This is a genomic window from Nocardia sp. (assembly GCF_025465275.1).
Lineage (GTDB): Bacteria > Actinomycetota > Actinomycetes > Mycobacteriales > Mycobacteriaceae > Nocardia.
The window spans coordinates 1-16,991 of the sequence record NZ_JAODNK010000234.1; the positions used below are offsets into that span (position 1 = coordinate 1).

16 protein-coding genes and 1 pseudogene are annotated in these 16,991 nt (G+C 64.9%); 9 read left to right on the forward strand and 8 right to left on the reverse strand.

From position 1 onward, the window contains the following. The coding region (locus tag JWN03_RS44570) for a low temperature requirement protein A (RefSeq protein WP_297628871.1) at positions 1-596 on the forward strand (596 nt) is incomplete at its 5' end. Between the two features lies 1 nt (position 597). Here the strand turns inward: JWN03_RS44570 and JWN03_RS44575 are convergent. Further along, positions 598-861: a hypothetical protein gene (locus JWN03_RS44575; RefSeq protein WP_297628872.1), complete on the reverse strand. Its 264-nt coding sequence runs from the start codon at positions 859-861 to the stop codon at positions 598-600. A 157-nt stretch (positions 862-1,018) separates the two neighbouring features. Here JWN03_RS44575 and JWN03_RS44580 point away from each other — a divergent pair, with 157 nt between their 5' ends. Next, positions 1,019-2,050 (forward strand): type IV toxin-antitoxin system AbiEi family antitoxin, encoded by a 1,032-nt coding sequence (locus JWN03_RS44580; RefSeq protein ID WP_297628873.1) that lies wholly within the window; start codon positions 1,019-1,021, stop codon positions 2,048-2,050. Beyond that, the gene (locus JWN03_RS44585; RefSeq protein ID WP_297628874.1) at positions 2,016-2,822 is read left to right on the forward strand and encodes a nucleotidyl transferase AbiEii/AbiGii toxin family protein; all 807 of its coding nucleotides are present in this window, start codon (positions 2,016-2,018) and stop codon (positions 2,820-2,822) included. The genes JWN03_RS44580 and JWN03_RS44585 overlap by 35 nt, the downstream gene beginning before the upstream one ends. A 96-nt stretch (positions 2,823-2,918) precedes the next feature. Here the strand turns inward: JWN03_RS44585 and JWN03_RS44590 are convergent, their stop codons facing one another. Both JWN03_RS44590 and JWN03_RS44595 read right to left on the reverse strand, forming a co-directional pair. Beyond that, on the reverse strand, positions 2,919-3,944 hold the full coding sequence (locus JWN03_RS44590) for a phosphotransferase family protein (protein WP_297628875.1): 1,026 nt from the start codon (positions 3,942-3,944) through the stop codon (positions 2,919-2,921). 2 nt (positions 3,945-3,946) lie between these two features. Beyond that, positions 3,947-5,062, reverse strand: coding sequence for a hypothetical protein (locus JWN03_RS44595; protein ID WP_297628876.1), 1,116 nt, complete (start codon positions 5,060-5,062; stop codon positions 3,947-3,949). A gap of 129 nt (positions 5,063-5,191) precedes the next feature. Between JWN03_RS44595 and JWN03_RS44600 the strand changes: the two genes are divergently transcribed. Continuing rightward, positions 5,192-5,803 carry a TetR/AcrR family transcriptional regulator gene (locus tag JWN03_RS44600; protein ID WP_297628877.1) on the forward strand — a complete coding sequence of 204 codons (612 nt, stop codon included), beginning with the start codon at positions 5,192-5,194 and terminating at the stop codon, positions 5,801-5,803. A 428-nt stretch (positions 5,804-6,231) separates the two neighbouring features. Here JWN03_RS44600 and JWN03_RS44605 read toward each other — a convergent pair whose 3' ends face one another. Together JWN03_RS44605 and JWN03_RS44610 are read right to left on the reverse strand one after the other, a co-directional pair. Then, positions 6,232-7,638 carry an LUD domain-containing protein gene (locus JWN03_RS44605; RefSeq protein ID WP_297628878.1) on the reverse strand — a complete coding sequence of 469 codons (1,407 nt, stop codon included), beginning with the start codon at positions 7,636-7,638 and terminating at the stop codon, positions 6,232-6,234. A 54-nt stretch (positions 7,639-7,692) separates the two neighbouring features. Beyond that, on the reverse strand, positions 7,693-8,847 hold the full coding sequence (locus JWN03_RS44610) for an MFS transporter (RefSeq protein ID WP_297628879.1): 1,155 nt from the start codon (positions 8,845-8,847) through the stop codon (positions 7,693-7,695). A gap of 127 nt (positions 8,848-8,974) precedes the next feature. Here JWN03_RS44610 and JWN03_RS44615 point away from each other — a divergent pair, with 127 nt between their 5' ends. Continuing rightward, a complete protein-coding gene (locus tag JWN03_RS44615) occupies positions 8,975-10,591 on the forward strand; it encodes a PKD domain-containing protein (RefSeq protein ID WP_297628880.1) in 1,617 nt (538 codons plus the stop codon). Positions 10,592-10,676: 85 nt separating this feature from the next. Here the strand turns inward: JWN03_RS44615 and JWN03_RS44620 are convergent, their stop codons facing one another. Further along, a complete protein-coding gene (locus tag JWN03_RS44620) occupies positions 10,677-12,314 on the reverse strand; it encodes a GMC family oxidoreductase (protein WP_297628881.1) in 1,638 nt (545 codons plus the stop codon). 294 nt (positions 12,315-12,608) lie between these two features. On the opposite strand from JWN03_RS44620, the gene JWN03_RS44625 reads away from it, so the two are divergent. Together JWN03_RS44625 and JWN03_RS44630 are read left to right on the forward strand one after the other, a co-directional pair. After that, entirely contained in the window at positions 12,609-13,841 is a 1,233-nt protein-coding gene (locus JWN03_RS44625) for a cytochrome P450 (RefSeq protein ID WP_297628882.1), read from the forward strand. A gap of 104 nt (positions 13,842-13,945) precedes the next feature. Further along, a complete protein-coding gene (locus JWN03_RS44630; RefSeq protein WP_441343181.1) occupies positions 13,946-14,410 on the forward strand; it encodes a glutathione peroxidase in 465 nt (154 codons plus the stop codon). 225 nt (positions 14,411-14,635) lie between these two features. Here the strand turns inward: JWN03_RS44630 and JWN03_RS44635 are convergent. Together JWN03_RS44635 and JWN03_RS44640 are read right to left on the reverse strand one after the other, a co-directional pair. Further along, positions 14,636-14,987, reverse strand: a pseudogene (locus JWN03_RS44635) (hypothetical protein); the annotation flags it as partial. Between the two features lie 90 nt (positions 14,988-15,077). Beyond that, entirely contained in the window at positions 15,078-15,641 is a 564-nt protein-coding gene (locus tag JWN03_RS44640; RefSeq protein ID WP_297628886.1) for a TetR/AcrR family transcriptional regulator, read from the reverse strand. Between the two features lie 118 nt (positions 15,642-15,759). On the opposite strand from JWN03_RS44640, the gene JWN03_RS44645 reads away from it, so the two are divergent. Both JWN03_RS44645 and JWN03_RS44650 read left to right on the forward strand, forming a co-directional pair. Then, positions 15,760-16,413, forward strand: coding sequence for a class I SAM-dependent methyltransferase (locus JWN03_RS44645; RefSeq protein WP_297628884.1), 654 nt, complete (start codon positions 15,760-15,762; stop codon positions 16,411-16,413). A 154-nt stretch (positions 16,414-16,567) separates the two neighbouring features. Beyond that, the coding region (locus JWN03_RS44650; RefSeq protein ID WP_297628885.1) for a DUF222 domain-containing protein at positions 16,568-16,991 on the forward strand (424 nt) is incomplete at its 3' end.

The following is a 16,991-nucleotide window of genomic DNA, read 5'->3' on the forward strand; positions in this document are numbered from 1 at the left end:
TCTCGCAGGAGACCGAACATCTGCAGGAACGCTTCGGGCTCTTCACGATTATCGTGCTCGGCGAATCGGTGCTCGGTTTCACCAATGGCCTGGCGGCGGCCCGCACCGCGAGCTGGGCCGGGGTGACCGCGGTGGCCGCCTTCGCGCTCACCGCCGGGCTGTGGTGGTCGTACTTCAATGGCGGAAAAATGCGGCCGAACGCGCACGCCCAGCTGGCCCGAACCGGAAAGCTGCTGCACATCTATGTTTTCGGGCATCTGCCGCTGCTGCTGGGCCTGGCCCTGACCGGTGCGTCGCTGGGTATCGCGGTCTCCGGCGGCGGTTCCCATCTGAACCGCACCGCCGCCGCCTGCATTGTCGGCGGCGTGGCGGTCTATCTGCTCTCGGTGGCGATGATTCGCTCCGCCTTCACCGGTTTCGGGGAGGGTGTGGTGGTGATCCGGGTGGTCACCGCGGCGCTCGCACTGGCCTCGCTCCCGCTCGCAACCCATGTTCCGGTGGCCGCATTGCTGACCGCGCTGGCGGTGCTCCTGGCCGTCTCGGTGATGGCGGAAGCCCCGTTCCATCGCCGTCGAATGGCCGCCGCCACAGCGTGATTCAGCGCTTCCCGCGCAGCTCCGGATCGAGTCCGTCGAGGATGCAGCCGATCTGGATATCGAACTGCTTTCGCTGCAGTTCATTCATGTCCAGATTCGGATCGGCGGTGATTTCTCCGAAGCTGGTGTAGCGCCTGTGCAGTGTGGGGTACGGGCGGGCGGCGATCTCGGCGGCGGGCCAGAGCTTGCGGTACCACTCGACCTCGGTGAGCCCGCTGCGCCGGAAGGTGGTCCGGCTCGCGGCCTCACTGAGGGCGATGCCCATGACGAACGAGCCGCGCGCCGAGTTTGCGAAAGCTCAGCGCCTCGATGCCCTCGGAGTCGAGTAGGGCGAGCGCTTCGGATATCGACTCGGGTGCTGTGACTGGTATGGCACCCGCCCGGTCCTTGCTTCTCGGGCTGTCGGCGTTCATAATTAGCCTATGTTCATTCAGAATGAACACGACGAGATAATGAACGAATTGGTGCGAGACGTCCGTTCTGTGCTCGGTGAGCGCGGTGTGACGTTGCGGATTGTCGTGTCTGCCGACTTGGGAACAGACCTGGTCGTCTGCCTCGACGCCGGTGAGCGAGGTGACAAAACCTACGTTGTCCAGCTCAGGAGTCGCCTCACCAGCGAGAATGCGCGGGCACTCCCGCCAGCGGATCGTTCGATGCTGGTGATAGCGCCGTACATCTCGCGGGCTGCTGCTGAGGTCTTGCAGAGAAACGGTGTGGACTTCGTGGATCAGGTGGGAAATATGTCCATCGACTGGCCGTCGATGCACATTACGGTTCTCGGCAACGCGGCCGCGCATGTTCGCCGGCCAACTTCTCATCATGCGCCCCGAGCCTTCAGCCCTAGCGGCACGCAGGTTTTGTTCACGCTTCTCAGCTGGACAGACACGGTTACCCTCCCGCTGCGCGCCATCGCGGAGCGCAGCGGTGTATCGCTGGGGACAGCGCAGATCGTCATGAACGAACTCGAGGTCGGGGGATACTTGTACACCGTCGGTACCCGGCGGACTCTGGCCAATGGCCGGGAACTTCTGGATCGGTGGACCGAGGCATTCACAACGTCACTCGCGCACAAGCTCGCGATCGCCGAGTTCCGCGACGACAGCCCGCGTTGGTGGATGGATACGCGAGAACTACTCGCCGAAAACAAGATTCAACTAGGTGGCGAGGCGGCAGGCAGCATTCTGGACTCGGATCTGTCGCCTGTGACGGCAACGCTGTACGGCGATTTCCTTCCATCGCCTGTTATCGCCACCCGACGATGGAGGCGCACCGAATCGGAACCTAATGTGCTGATTCGCCGGAGATTCTGGATGGCGCCGGAGCCTTTCGAATTACTAGTCCCGAGCACGCTCATCTATGCCGACATGTGGGCCTCAGGCGATCCGAGACAACGAAACCACGCAGAGAGAATCCGCTCCCATGACCATCGACTTGTCGAGCTCGACAGATCCTGAGATTTGCTTGGTAGCAACAGCTCTCGCAGTGCTGATTCCATTGCTCGCAGAGCGGGAAATCGACTTCCTCGTGGTCGGAGCTTCGGCCCGGAACATCACATCGATCGGTATCCTCGGGCGTACCCCGGATCGGGCTACTCGTGATGTGGACATCGCGATCGCGGTTGACGGTTGGGAGCAGGTGCGGCAACTGGGCGCAGTGTTGTCACCCATCAACGGCTCATGTCATCGCTTCGACGTCTGCGGGATCCAGGTAGACGTCATCCCGTGCGGACCGATCGAGAACGCCAACCGAATAGTCAACTGGCCCAATTCTTTTGCTATGAACACGCTAGGATTTCAGGAAGCCTTTTCCTGCGCTGAGAAGGTCCAACTGCCCGATCGGCTCGTTGTTCGAATTCCATCGATAGCCGCGCAAGCACTGCTGAAGCTCGTCGCCTGGTCGGACCGGCACTGGGATGACAGAAAAGATGCTATCGACCTCGCTACGATGCTCGATTGGTACAACATGGGACGACACCTCGACCTTTTGTACGAGGAGTACATCGATTTGCTGGTGAGATACGACTACGACACAGTGCTCGCAAGTGCACATCGGCTCGGGTACGACATGGCAGATCCCTTGGATGATGCTGCGCGAGATGGGGTCCGAAGCCTTTTCAACGATCCGAGCCGTCTGGAGCGACTGGCGAACGATATGAACGGCGCCTTCGATCGGCAGTTCATGCGAGTATCAGCGATGTTCCGGGGTGTCTGCGACGAGTCGACGTGAAACACCAGTTGCGATGAGACAAGCACTCCACCCCATGGGTGTCTGGGGTGGAGTCCTTCGAGTCAGTTGCTTCTCAGCGAGAGTCGGTCTCGTGTATCAGGGCAGTAGCTGCTCGATTCGGGCTGTGCAGAATCCGGTGATGTTCATTTCCGGCGGCAGTTGGATGCGATTGGCCATGCGCAGCAGGGGGACCGACAGCAGCACGGCTGCGAGGATCTCGTTGAAGCGGAGATTGCGGACCGGCATCCCGCTGCGCTTTTCGTAGTACGCGATGGTTTCCGCGCGGGTCGGTGTGCCCGGCAGCGGCGCATGACCCTCGAATTCACTACTGGCCCAGTCCAGGAACAGCATCCAGGCCAGATCGGCCTCGTGATCGCCGAGATACGCGATCTCCCAGTCCAGTACGCCACTGACCTGGAAGTCCTTGTCGTACAGAATGTTCGACATGCGGGCGTCGCCCCAGCAGAGCGTGGTGTGCTCCGGCTCGTAGCGGTTGTCCCGCAGGTAGGCGAGGGCCCGCTCATAGGTCTCGGGCAGTGCTCCCTCGGTGGCCCAGCGCAGCGCCGAATCCAGATAGTCGACGATCTGCTCGACCGGGCCGCTGCCGTGCTTCGGCATCGCCAAGAAGTCGAGATTCAGTGCACGCCAGTCCAATCGGTGGATATCGGCGATGGTGTCGACGCAACCCCACCACATGCGTTCCCGCTGCTCGGGTGTGGCCTCGAAGTAGTTGCCCGCCGAATGGTACGAGGGGTAGTCGCTGGGCGCCTGGCCCGAGAGCCGGTTCATCACGAAGTACGGGCTGCCGAGTTCGCCGCCCTCCCGATCCAGCCACAGCGGTGTGGCGACCGGAATATCGGTTTCGGCCAGCCGCTGCATGACCAGCACCTGCCGCAGCAGGTCGTAGTCGGGGAACAGCGACATCTCCGGCGGTCGCCGGAAAACCAGTGGCAGTGCGCCGTTTTCGCCCTCGACCTCGAAAAGGAAGGTCTCGGTGGCGAATCCACGATCGGTGCGGGTGAAATTGCGAACGCGGGCCGTGCCTGATACCGGGAAGTTCTGGTGCACAGCGGGTTCCAGTGCCGCTGCCAGCCGCTCTGCTGACAGTCGTTCAGTGCTCACGCTCAGTACCCCTTGTATCCGTAGCGCTCATTGCGGCCCATGAAGACCATTTCGACCAGCCCGTAGCCGACCTTGCCCTCGGTTTCGATCTTGCAGAAGGTCTCGCTGAGCATGCTGGCCTGCTTCAGGTCGGCCGTATCGGTGAGGTCGGCGGCAAAGCTGTCGCTCCAGTCCTCGCCCTTCCACAGGCCCGAGGCGTAGCCGCGGTAGAAGTCGTAACCGGCTATGCCGGGCCAGAAGTCACCGACCGGGGTGATGGTGAACTCCCGGGTCTTGCCGAGGGCGTCGACAATAGTGAAGGTGCCGCCGCTGACAATGCGGAAGTCGTCGCGGAAGGTCAGATCGTGCCCGGCGTCGCGGACCGGCTGCGGCTCGGTATCGGAGCCGAGCGGCGAGAGAACATTGCCTTCGAAGTGCCAGCGGGCGCCCTCGGGAGTCTCACGCTGCGCGAAATGCACCAACTCGTCCTCGAATTGGAAGATGCCCATGTAGTAGAGGACGCCGTCCGGAATCTCGTTCGGCTGCAGCGCGCCCGCGCCCTCGTTGATGGCGCCGCCGCCACCGCCGTGCCGGGTGCCCCAGGAGTGGTCGCGGCCGAACCACCAGTTCGCGGGATCGATCTCGATGCGCTCGCCGTCGTATTCCAGCCAGCCGGAGACGCGGCCGTTCTGGTAGTACCGCCGCGCATCTTCGCGGACCCGACCGCGGGTGCGGAAGAAAGCGGGCTCCTGCTCGTAAGCCGGGAACTGCGCATCGAATTCGAGCTGCAGCTTGATGCCGTGCTCATTGTCGGCGAGGATGGCGCGCACCTTTTGCAGCGGTTCGACGATCTCGTAGGTGAACGGCCCGACCTGCCAGGAGCCGAGTCCGTCGTAGCGGTCGTCGATCTGCCGGGACATGCGGATCGTGTGCGCCTTGTCGCCGATCGTGATCATGGCGTAGGCGTCCATCAGGTTCCGGTTGGGGTAGCGCGCCATCCCGGTCATGACGCTCACCCGGCGGGTCTTGTCGAAGCCGTACATGACCACCCGCTCGGTCCAGCGCAGATCGCTCTGCTGGACGTGGTCGAAGGTGGTGGGCAACTGGTGGCAGAGCAGTTCGTCGTGGGGTGTCAGCATCGACGGGTACCTCTCGGTGCACTGTGGCCATGGCCACGTAATTAGAATACGAGGTGCAGCGTATTTGAAAGGGGTGCTGGCTGTAACCTCAATCGCAGAATTGCCTGTCGACCCGAGGGAGAAGTTCCGGTGAGCGCACCCGAGCGCCTGACCCGTTCCGGCCCGGGGCGCCCGCGTGACCCGCAACTGGATGCGCAGGTACTCGGCGCCACGCAGGAACTGCTGGTGGGGGAGGGGTACCAGGCCACCACCATTGCGGCGGTCGCGCGCCGGGCGGGTGTGGTCACCACCTCGATCTACCGCCGCTGGCCGAGTAAGCGGGCGCTGGTGGAGGACGCGATTTTCGCCCTGGACGAGTTCGATCACCCCGTCGCCAGCGGCGATCTGCGTGCGGACCTACTGGCCTGGACCCGCCTGTTCCTGTCCGCCTCGGCGCATCCGGCGGCCCGCTCGGCCATTCCGGGTCTGCTCTCGGAGTATCACGACGATCACGACAGCTACCGCCGTCTGCTGGATCGCGGCGAGCTGCCCACCCGCGAGGTGCTGCGGGAGCTGCTGGCCGGTGCGGTGGCCAGTGGCCAGGCCGCCCCTGATTGCGACAGCGACGCCGTCTTCGAGCTATTGCGCGGCGCGACCCTGTTCCGGGCACTCACGCACGGCACCGACGGTGCGGAGGATTTCTGCCGTCAGATCGCCGCCGCCCTGCTCGCGGTGGCGGCAACGCCCGCAGCGCGCTCCTGAGCGCGGCCCGGTCAGTGGATGAGGCCGAACCAGTAGATCAGGCAGGCCAATACGAGGACGACCACGGTTTCCATCGTCTGATCCAATCTCCTTGGCGCACTTACTACCTATCATGCCAGTAGCTCGTGCACGAAGAACCCGCCGGACCCGACACCCCTCGTGGACGGGTCCGGCGGGATCTTCGCTGTCCTGTCGCCCCCTTCGCGGCAGGACAGCCCCTTCTATGTGAACCAGCTGGTTGGATTGCTGGAGCGCGATCCGGCACCCCTCGTGGTCGGATCGTGCCCCGGCGTTTCCCCCGCCCCGCTGGTTGTGGTCTGTGCGCCGGAACTGTTCCGGTGCTCGAGACAAACGATGCGCGGCCGCGCTTGGCACGCCCTTAAGAAGATCTTGCAGTACTGAAAAGCACTGGTAGCGGCGTGTTTTCACTACTCCGATTCGACCAGTATCAGCACCAGCCGGCGCGGCCCGTGCCCGCCCGGAACTCGAATCCCCTTGCTGTCAGCGGTGGTCGGCGGCCCACTGAACCAGGTGAGCGGGCGACCCGGATCCAGCACGGCGATCACTTCCGGAATGGCCGAGGCGACCTGTTCGGCGTGGACCACGCAGATATGGCAGTCCGGTATGAGCGTGGGTGCGCGACGGCCCTGTCCTTCTCCGCCGTCCAGTACCACGGTTGCCGAATCAGCAATGGCCGCTGCACATGTGGTGATCACCGCGTCGATGTCCGCAAGCTCGGGGTGCGTCAGTTGCGGCTCGTCCGAGAGCACTCGATTCCCCGGTGTCCGTGACCACTCGGCAGGCCAGGAGGCGGGCACGCCCTCCGGGAGAACTACCGTGCGCGCGCCGGACAATGTCAGCGCGGCGGAAATTGCCTCGGGTACCGCCGATCCCGGCACCCGATATACCTGGGCCCCACAGTGTTTCGAACGTTCGGCGAACAGTGCGAGCACGGCGGGGCGATCGCCGTTGCTGATGCCGGGCGCGTGCCGCAGGTAGTCGCGTGGCGCGGCCACATTCCGCCGCCCGCCGGGCAGATCCGGGCGGGCTCGGCGCGCCAGGTCCAGGATTGCATCGCGCCCGGTCATCGCCGCCTGTACGCCGGACCGTCTGCGGCGCAGTGCTTTCCGGCCTGATGCTCGGGCGAGCGCGAGGATGCGGCCGTTGTCGACCAGTACCAGGTGGAATTCGCGCGGCCCGTCGCCCGCGGTGATGCCGCTCCAGGTGGAGACATACGGCGGCATCCGGTCACCGGCGGCGCTGTCCGACGGCAGCTCCAGGAACACTTCGAGGTCGCGCCAGGTCGGCACGATCTTTTCGACGCCCGCCACGCAGATGAGGATTTCCGGCAGGGTCAGGCACATACGGCCGCTGCCGTCGGATTCCACCACGACCACGGTGCCGCTCTCGGCCACCAGGAAATTCGCGCCGGTGATACCGACCTTCGCAGTCAGGGAATGAGCGCGCGGCTGCGGCTCGGCGGCAGCGGTGACCCCGCGCCGTTCTCTGGTGGGATCGATTGTGTAAGTGACGATTCCGGCTGTCGCAAGGGCATTGTCGAGTCCGATCTCCGCGGTGAGTGCGGACCCGGTCTCGACGATCTCGGTGGCGCCGGCGCGCTGTACGAGGTCGAGCGCCAGCCGGTCGGCCTCGGCGGCGTCGCGTGCCCAGTGCACCGTCCCGCCTGCCGCCTGCACTGTCGATTCCAGGTGCAGCAGATAGGAATCCAGGTGCTGCAGCACCTGGTCCGCAATGGCGGTGGCGCTGTCGTGCAGCTGCTCCAGGTCCGGGCGCGGTGTGGTGGGGGCGGTTGCGTCGGCATCGAGGGCGGTCATATGCGCTCCTGCTCGGGTGTGCGGTGTGCGGTACGCATGGCCCCTTCCGGGACGTCAGGTGCGGATCTCGCGGCCCACCTTCAGGGTGTAGGCCAATGCCGCGGCAGCGGTGAGAGCGAGCAGTAGGTATCCGATCGTGTAATTGCCCCGGGAGGTGTAGACCAATCCCATGACGAGTGGCGGGAAATAACCGCCCAGTCCGCCGGCCGCGCCGACCAGACCGGTCACCGTGCCGACCTTGGCCGGATCGACGAGCTTGGCGATGAGTGCGAATACGCCACCGGTGCCGAGGCCGAGGAAGAAGGCCATCAGCACCATGCTCACGCCGGCCGGAAACTCCTGTGGCGGATCGAAACTCAGCATCACCGCCATGACGGCCGTGCCGCCGAACGAGGTGGTCAGCACGTTGACCGGTCCGATTTTGTCGGAGAGGATGCCGCCGAGCGGCCGCGCGAGCACGCCCGCGATGGAGAACCCGGCGGTGCGCAGTCCCGCGTCGGACTGCGCGAATTCGTAGACATTGCGCAGCACGGTGGGCAGATAGGTGGAGAAGGCCACGAAACCGCCGAACGCCACCGCGTAGAGCAGCGCGCCCTGCCAGGTGGCCTTGAGCTTCAGCGCGTCCCTGATGCGCGGCAGCGCAGGTTCGGTCGCAGGGGTCCATTTCGGTGAGTTACGGCTGAACATCAGCATGACCACGCCCATGACCGCCAGCGCGGCCGCCATGAGCACATGGGTCTGTGCCCGGCCGAGGTGATCGACCAGGCGCGGGGTGAGCAGCGCCGAAAGTGCGGTGCCGCCCATGCCCGCACCGAACACGCCGGTGGCGAAGCCGCGCCGGGACGGTTCGTACCACGCGTTCACGAACGGGACGCCGACCGCGAACGAGGTGCCCGCGATGCCCAGGAAGAAACCCCAGAGGATCAGCGCGCCATAGGAATTCGACCAGCCGACGAGCAGCGTCGGAATGATCGAGAGGAAGCAGATGATGGCGAACATGAGCCGTCCGCCGAACTTGTCGGCCAGCACGCCGGCCGGAATTCGGCCGAGCGACCCGACCAGCACGGGGGTGGCCACCAGCATGGAGGTCTGACCGGGTGAGAGGCCCAAATCGTCTGTGTAGCTGCTTGATAGCGGGCCAATGAGGTTCCAGGCCCAGAAGGTCAGCGCGAAGGCCAGTGTAGCGAGCGTTAGGTTTCTCGCATTCATAGTGTTTGTCTAGCAGAAACGCCGCTTGAATTGACTAAATTAGGCCAATTCGGCGCGCCTGGTTGGCACTGGGCGGGGGGACCGCACTATGGCTGCTGTCAAGTTGCGGAATGCTCAGGAGGCGCATGTGAAATTGTGGCGATCTCGCTGGTGGCGGGCGGCGTTGCTGCCCGCTCTGGTGGGTGCGACCGCGTGGTCGGGGCCGATGGCCCGGGCCGACGTGAATTCCGATTACCCACTGATCATCGATGTCAGTACGCCGGCGGACGGGCAGTGCGCCGGTACGAAGGGAGCCGAACACACAGGGCTGCACGGCACCACGGCCGTGTACGTCCCGCCGGGTGTGCCCGCCCACTCCGATGTGGAGTGGCGCATTCTGGGTGGCGGGCAGCCGATTCGCAGCGGCATCGCACCGGTCAACAGCGATGTGGTGACGGTGGGATTCGATATCCCGCAGGACGAGCTACCCGCGGACGGCCGGCTCCGCGTGGATGCCCGCTCCCGGATTCCCGGTGGTGCGGTCGGCGGCTACGGCAAGCCGTGGAATCTGCGGGTGAGCCGGGATTGCCGTCCGCTGCACGTGGTTTCGGTCGGCGATTCGGTGACCTGGGGGCAGGGCCTGGATCTGGATCGCAAGTTCGGTGATCTCACCACCGAAACGCTCGGCACGCAGACCGGCCGCGTCACCCGACTGCACGACTATTCGGCCTCCGGGGCGGCGCTGGACGCGCCGGGTCTGCACTCCGACAATGCACACTGCCCAGCCGCGAATGCCGGCGGCGGTGAACTACCCGATGTGTTCTGCCAATTGGAGGAAGCGGGCGGCGAGGCCCGGGACCGCGGTTATCAGGTGGACCTGGTGCTGCTGGACGGCTGTATCAATGATCTGGATCCGATCTTCGGTATCCCCGTCGGACTCACGCCGGGCAGTCAGGATCTGACGGCCGCGGTGCGTCGCGAATGCGGGGGTGCGGGAGCCGAACCGGTCAACCCGGCCGCGAATGTGCCGTACTTCAGCAGCAGCAAGCTGGGTTACGGCGGCCGCGGGATGCAGGACGCCATCGAGAAGGCCCACGCGCTGCCCGGTAGTCCGAAAGTGCTGGTATCCAACTACTTCTACGGTGATGCCGCACCGGGCACCCCGCAGGCTGTGCAGCAGCGCTGGTCGGAATTCGTGCGGACGTCGGCGGAGGCGTTCCGCACGGCCGCGGATCGTGCGAATACCGCCGCCGGCGAGACCTTCGCGGTGGCCGCCGACGGCCTGTTCGGCCAGGACGGCGGATCGCTCGGCAGTGATCCCAAGCTGTGGATGAATCCGCTGGGCGACGAAGAGATCTCGCTGCGGCTGCTGGCCTGTCCACCGCGCAGTGAACAGGCGCCGCAGTGTGGGAAGGCGGTGGCCGGGCATGCCGATGTCGAGGGTGCGCGGCAGTACGCGAAAACCTTCCTGCTGAATCCGAGAGTCCGCGAATGGTTCGGCGGCGGTGGGCCTCTGGGTGACGGCTTCACCGTCTCCCGCACCTCCGGCCCGGCCGGGTCGGTGGATTTCGACGCCACCCCGGCGGGCGGCGCAATTCGCCAGTACGAGTGGTACTTCGGCGACGGCGTGCACCTGACCACGACCGGTCCGACCGTCTCGCACTCCTACGCCGATTCCGGACCGAACCTGCCGCGCCTGGTGGTGACCGATATGAGCGGTCACCGCAGTATGTACGAGCTCGGCGAACCGATCGTGATCGACTGAGGTGACACCTGATCGACCGAGATGACAACAGCACTCCGCCCCGGAACCGAGGGATCAGGTTCCGGGGCGGAGTGCTGTCAGCGCTCTACGCGCCGATGAACTCGGCGGCCTTCTCGCCGATCATGTAGCTCGGGGCATTGGTATTGCCGCCGGTGATGCTGGGCATGATCGAGGCGTCGGCCACGCGCAGACCCTCGATGCCGTGCACCTTGAGCGTCGGGTCGACGACCGCGCGCTCGTCCACGCCCATGCGGCAGGTGCCGACCGGGTGGTAGATGGAGTGCACGCGATTGGGGAGCTCGGCGCGCAGCGCGTTCTCGTCCTGCAGCGCGGGTCCGGGGGCGAGCTCCTCGGTCCAGTCATCGGCAATGCTCTTGTGCGCCATGATTTCCCGGATCATCCGAATGCCCTCGATGAGGAATTCGGTGTCCCGCGGGTCGCTCAGGTAGCCCGGGTCGATGAGCGGGGAGGCGAACGGGTCGCTGGAGGCCAGCTTCATTTCGCCGCGGCTCTTCGGGTAGATGAGGCTCGGGAAGATGGTGAAGCCGGGACGGCGATCGACCAGGTGCAGCTTGTCCTCGTCCTGGTTGGGGATCGGGTAGCTCCACGGCAGGGTGTGGATCTGCAGGTCCGGGTAGTCGCCCTCGGCGAACTTCGTCTTGACGAAGCCGCACGCCTCGAACACGGTGCGTCCCATCCAGGAGCTGCCCGGCCGGGCCAGTTCCTGCAGGATGCCGCTGGCGAAGTGGGTCGGAATGCCGCGGTGGATGGCCTTTTTCGAGATGAAGGTCATCGGCACGAAGAGGTGGTCGTGCAGGTTCTGCCCGACGGGCAGATCGGCCAGCACGTCGATGCCGAGTTCGCGCAGGTGCGCGGCCGGGCCGATGCCCGACAGCATGAGCAGCTGCGGCGAGCCGATGACGCCACCGGAGACGATGACCTCCTTGGCGGCGTGCACGATGCGGCGGGTGCCGTTCTTCTCGGCGATCTCGACGCCGGTGGCGCGGCCGTTCTCGATGACGACTCGCGTCGCGTGCACATGGGTGAGCACGGTCAGGTTCGAGTTCGGCATATCGGTGATGTAGCCGCGCGAAGAGCTGTATCGCAGACCGTCTTTGACGCTCTGCTGGAAGATCGAGATGCCTTCCTGCGATTCGCCGTTGTAGTCCTCGATGATCGGCGCGCCGGTGACAGCGGAGGCGGCGGTCATGAACTGCTGGGCGATCGGCGTCAGGTTCTGCTGCCGGGTGACCTCGATGGGTCCGCCGCTGCCGCGCAGTTCGGTCGCGCCGTCCTGCCAGTTCTCCAGGCGCTTGTAGGCGGGGACGACCTCGTCGTAGCTCCAGCCGGTATTGCCCTCGGCGGCCCAGGAGTCGTAGTTGGCCTTGTTGCCGCGCACGTAGAGCATGCCGTTGACCGAGCTGGATCCGCCGAGCACCTTGCCGCGCGTCATGGGGATCAGGCGGTCGTTGGCGTGCTTCTGCGGGGTGGAGAACTGCTTCCATGTCACGCGCTTCTTCAGCTGCGGGACGGTGTGCACCATGCTGATCGCGCCCGGCATGGTGACCAAGCGGGTGTTGTCTTTGCGGCCGGCCTCCAACAGGATCACGCTGGCGCCGCGCTCGGCGAGACGTCCTGCCACGATGGCGCCCGCACTACCAGCGCCGACGACTACGTAGTCGGCTGCGGTTGCGGCGTCCGCGGAGCGCGGAGAAGCGGTCATGTTCGTTACCTCATCCTCGAGTGTGCCTGGGGTCACTGTAGAACAGGTTCTAGTCTGCCCGCACGGTGGACATGATGTCCAGTCACAAGATCGACTTCAAGGGGTGGAGGGTCCCAAGTGCGTCACGAGCGGCCGTGTTCTAGAAATGCCCAGCGGTAACTGTATGGGCGGAGGGCGGCCGAGGCGTGATCACACCATCGAAACCGGGGTTACCGCGCCGGACGACGTGGTTCAATCGTCGTGAAACACGTTCCAGTTTCGAGATCATAGCGGCTAGCTGCCGTAGGAGGAACAGTGTCTGTTCCGTCATTACCGGCCGGATTCGATTTCACCGATCCGGGACTCTGGGCCGATCGCAGCCCCGTCGAGGAGTTCGCCGCACTGCGTCGCACGGCACCCGTCTGGTGGAATGCGCAGACCCCCGAACAGGCCGCACCGTTCGATGACGGCGGGTTCTGGGCAATTACCCGGCACGAGGACGTCAAGGAGATATCCCGCAGACCGGAGATCTGGTCGTCGCACGAAAAGGGCGCGATCATCCGAATGCCTGCCGATTCGCTACCGGAACAGCTGGAGCTGTCACGAAATGCGTTGCTGATCAATATGGATCCGCCGAAACACACCAAGATTCGGCGGATCATCTCGCAGGGATTCACGCCGCGCGCGGTGGAAGCCTTGCGGAAGACTCTCACCACGCGCGCCGAGGCCATTGTCGCCGAGGCGAAGGCCGCCGGCAGTGGCGATTTTGTGCAGCAGGTGGCGTCCGAACTTCCGCTGCAGGCCATTGCCGAGTTGCTCGGAGTGCCGCAGGACGATCGGCACAAGCTCTTCACCTGGTCCAATCAGCTGCTGAGCTATGACGATCCGGAGTTCGCCGGGGCGAATATGACAGCCAATGCCGAACTGCTCGGATATGCCTACAACCTGGCCGAACAGCGGCGCGCCTGCCCGGCCGCGGATATCGTGACGCAGCTGGTGACCGCCGATGTCGACGGTGAGGCACTGGGCAGCGACGAATTCGGATTCTTCGTCATCCTGCTGTCGGTGGCGGGTAATGAAACGACCCGCAATGCCATCACGCACGGCATGAAGGCGTTTGTGGACAATCCGGAGCAGTGGCGGCTGTATCGGGAGCGGCGGCCGCGGACCGCACCGGACGAAATCGTGCGCTGGGCGACACCGGTGACGTGTTTCCAGCGAACCGCGCTGTGCGACACCGAAATCGGCGGGCAGAAGATTCGCGAAGGTGATCGGGTGGGGTTGTTCTACAGCTCCGCCAACTTCGATGACGAGGTATTCACCGATCCGTTCTCGTTCGACGTATTGCGCGATCCCAATCCGCACGTCGGGTTCGGCGGTACCGGCACGCACTTCTGTGTCGGCGCGAATCTGGCGCGACTGGAGATCGACCTCATGTTCAATGCGATCGCCGATGCCATGCCGGATCTCGCCGAGGTCGCACCGCCGGAGCGATTGCGGGCGGGCTGGATCAACGGCATCAAACACTGGCAGGTCCGGTACGCCTGAACCGGACGTCCGGTATTCGTGCACCCGGGCGTGACGTGGGTGAACGGTGGCGTCCACGAACTCGTTCTATATTCGTGGACGTGACCTCACTTCGCGAAATCCCGCTGCAGACGCTCACCGACAAGCCCACCACGCTGGCCGAACTGGCCGGCGACAAGGTGGTGCTGCTGGTCAATGTCGCCTCCAAATGCGGCCTCACCCCGCAGTACACCGGCCTGGTGGAACTGCAGCAGACCTACGGCGCGCGCGGCTTCAGCGTGGTCGGCGCCCCGTGCAACCAGTTCATGGGCCAGGAGCCCGGCACGTCCGAGGAGATCGCCGAATTCTGCTCCACCACGTACGGGGTCGACTTCCCGCTGCTGGAGAAGCTCGAGGTGAACGGCGAGGGCTCGCACCCGCTGTACCGCGAGCTCACCCAGGTAGCCGACGCCGAAGGCGCCGCCGGTGACGTCCAGTGGAACTTCGAGAAGTTCCTCATCGGCCGCGACGGCACGGTGCTCGCCCGCATCCGCCCCCGCACCGAGCCCACCGACGAGTCGGTAACCAGCGCAATCGAAGCCGCGCTCTAGTCGCTGACGTGTGGATCCCGGCCAAAAACGCGCCGGGATGACGAGCCCCGCCATCCCGGCCTAGTCCGTCATAACGGACCGTGCCCCCGTCATCCCGGCATGCTTTTGGCCGGGACCCACACCCTGCGGCTACATGCGCCGTCGCCGGTAGCGGACTGCGCAGGGCTGCTCCAGTTGCACGACCATCTTCGAGTGGTCGTTGCGGTACGTCTCCGACGGTTGGGCCAGTTCGAATTCCCAGTCGACGTAGCAGTAGGCGTCGGTGCCGCGCTCCAGCTCGTGATAGAGGTGCGCGAAGCGTTCGTCGAGCTCCTCGCGGAATTTGACGCCGATGAGGCAGGCCGACGATGTGTAGATGGTGAGTTCGGCGAAGAATTCGAGGAGATCGAGAGAAGAACTCGTTGGCTTGCGCGCCGGAGAGCAGGATGACGTCGCGCTGAGCCAACCGGAAGGCGCCGATATCACCGCATTCGGTGCGGACCCGCGTCATGAGGGCGATGGGGTCGGTGCGGAATTCCTCGAGGTGGCCGTGCTCGTGTTCGCCGCCCGATACCTGCCGTGGTCTGGTCGGCGTCATCGGAAACCTCCCGCAGTGCAGCAGACATCTGTCTGGACGGTACTACGGGAGTGTTTGCCCGGCAGCGGAATTCGCGGATTCCGGAAGACCTCAGTCGCGCAGCGCGAGCAGGGCGGATTTCTCCAGGCGGTCGGCGATTTCGGCATACGAGGCGTAACCCATGCCGGCGCGCACCAATGCGCCCGCGTACAGCAGTTCGAGAGTCTCCACGAGGTCCAGATCCGCCTCCGCGCCGAGAGCGTCGATGAGCCGCTGGCGAATCTCGCTGCCGATGCGCAGCCGCAAATGCGCCACATCCGGATCGGTGCCCAGCAACGCGCTCGTCACCGCGCCCGCGAGCGCCGGTTCGTCGGCCACGAGCATGGCGGTCTGCCGCAGCACGGCAACCACCCGCTCCTTGCTGTCGAGCCCCTCGTTGTCGGGTGCGGGCGTGGCCGCCAGCCGCCGCCAGAACAGCTCCGCGACCAGATGCTCCTTCGAGGAGAAATAGGTGTACGCGGTGGCGGTGCCGACCCCGGCAGAGGCCGCGACCATGCGCACCGTGAGTCCCGCGAAACCCTCCCTGGACAGCACTTCCATCGCCGCCCTGGTGAGCCGATCGACGGTGTCGGCCTGCTTCTCGGTGAGCCGGCGGCGGGTGGCCTCCATGCTCACCGTGGGGCGTTCGGAAAGGGAATCAGACACGTGTCCGGATGCTACTATGGGCCCGGTCTCCGGGCAACTCGCCGATGTGCAATGCGCATCAATGCGTGCGCCCCAGAAAGGTTTTCGTATGACGCAGGCCGAGATTTCTGCCGACACCCGCGCTTTGTTCGAACTCGCCGAGCAAACCACCGGATTCATGCCGCCGGAAGAAGGTCGTGCACTGTACGAAGCCGCCCTCGCCTACGCGGGCGACGGCACCATTCTGGAGATCGGCACCTACTGCGGCAAGTCGGCCATCTACCTGGGTGCGGCCGCACGGGAAACCGGAGCAACCGTCTTCACCGTCGATCACCACGGCGGGTCGGAGGAACACCAGCCGGGCTGGGAGTACCACGACACCAGCCTGGTCGACCCCGAGACCGGAGTCTTCGACACCGTAACCACGTTCCGCCGCAGCATAGTTCGCGCCGGTCTGGCCGAAACCGTCATCGCCATCATCGGCGCCTCCGCCGCCGCAGCCCGCATCTGGCGCACGCCGCTGCGACTGCTGTTCATCGACGGCGGTCACACCGAGGAAGCCGCACAGCGCGACTACGACAACTGGGCCCACTGGGTAGCAGGTGGCGGCCTACTCGCCATCCACGACGTCTTCCCCGACCCCGCCGACGGCGGCCGGGCCCCGTACAACATCTACCGCCGAGCAATGGACAGCGGAAAGTTCCGCGAGCTTTCCGTGACGGGGTCGCTGCGCATTCTTCAGCGCAATGCCGCGTGCAACTGAACAAGGCAAAAAGCAACTAGATAAAAGATGCCCGGACAAGAAGGGCAAGACATAAGAACGCAAGACGAAAGATGAAACCCGAATATTCTGAATAGGCTTATATCACAACATAATTCGCCTTTCCGGGTCTGTTTTCCGGGAGTAGAATAGAGGCATGGAATCAGGGGGAGAAACCGCAATCGCGGCCGGTGCGCAAGCACTGGCCGCGGCGGTCGATTCTCTCACCGCGTTGTCGTTGATTCCGGTGTCGGACACCGACATCGTGGAGTTGATGCAGCAGATCGAAACCAGCACCCGCAAACTGTCCTCGGTCATGCGGGATCTGATCGTGCAGGCGTGTGCCCGGTCCCTGCCCACCCGCAACGGCTCGGGGAGTCCGGCCCTGTATTTGCAAGCGGTCCTGCACATCTCGCACGCGGATGCGATCAACCGGTGGCGTGCGGCGGAAGATCTCGCGGTGTGGCACCGCGTCGGCGACGATACCGATGCGGCGCCGGTCCTGCCCTGTGCGGCTCAAGCTCTCGATGAGGGGGCGATTTCTCTCGATCATGTGCGGGTGATCCGGCAGGTGATGAACC

What these genes read in the sequence shown, in the direction of transcription:
- JWN03_RS44575 (WP_297628872.1), bottom strand. Translation starts at nt 861, where the DNA reads ATGGGCATCGCCCTCAGTGAGGCCGCGAGCCGGACCACCTTCCGGCGC.
- JWN03_RS44580 (WP_297628873.1), top strand. Translation starts at nt 1,019, where the DNA reads ATGTTCATTCAGAATGAACACGACGAGATAATGAACGAATTGGTGCGA.
- JWN03_RS44585 (WP_297628874.1), top strand. Translation starts at nt 2,016, where the DNA reads ATGACCATCGACTTGTCGAGCTCGACAGATCCTGAGATTTGCTTGGTA.
- JWN03_RS44595 (WP_297628876.1), bottom strand. Translation starts at nt 5,062, where the DNA reads ATGCTGACACCCCACGACGAACTGCTCTGCCACCAGTTGCCCACCACC.
- JWN03_RS44605 (WP_297628878.1), bottom strand. Translation starts at nt 7,638, where the DNA reads ATGACCGCCCTCGATGCCGACGCAACCGCCCCCACCACACCGCGCCCG.
- JWN03_RS44610 (WP_297628879.1), bottom strand. Translation starts at nt 8,847, where the DNA reads ATGAATGCGAGAAACCTAACGCTCGCTACACTGGCCTTCGCGCTGACC.
- JWN03_RS44620 (WP_297628881.1), bottom strand. Translation starts at nt 12,314, where the DNA reads ATGACCGCTTCTCCGCGCTCCGCGGACGCCGCAACCGCAGCCGACTAC.
- JWN03_RS44645 (WP_297628884.1), top strand. Translation starts at nt 15,760, where the DNA reads ATGACGCAGGCCGAGATTTCTGCCGACACCCGCGCTTTGTTCGAACTC.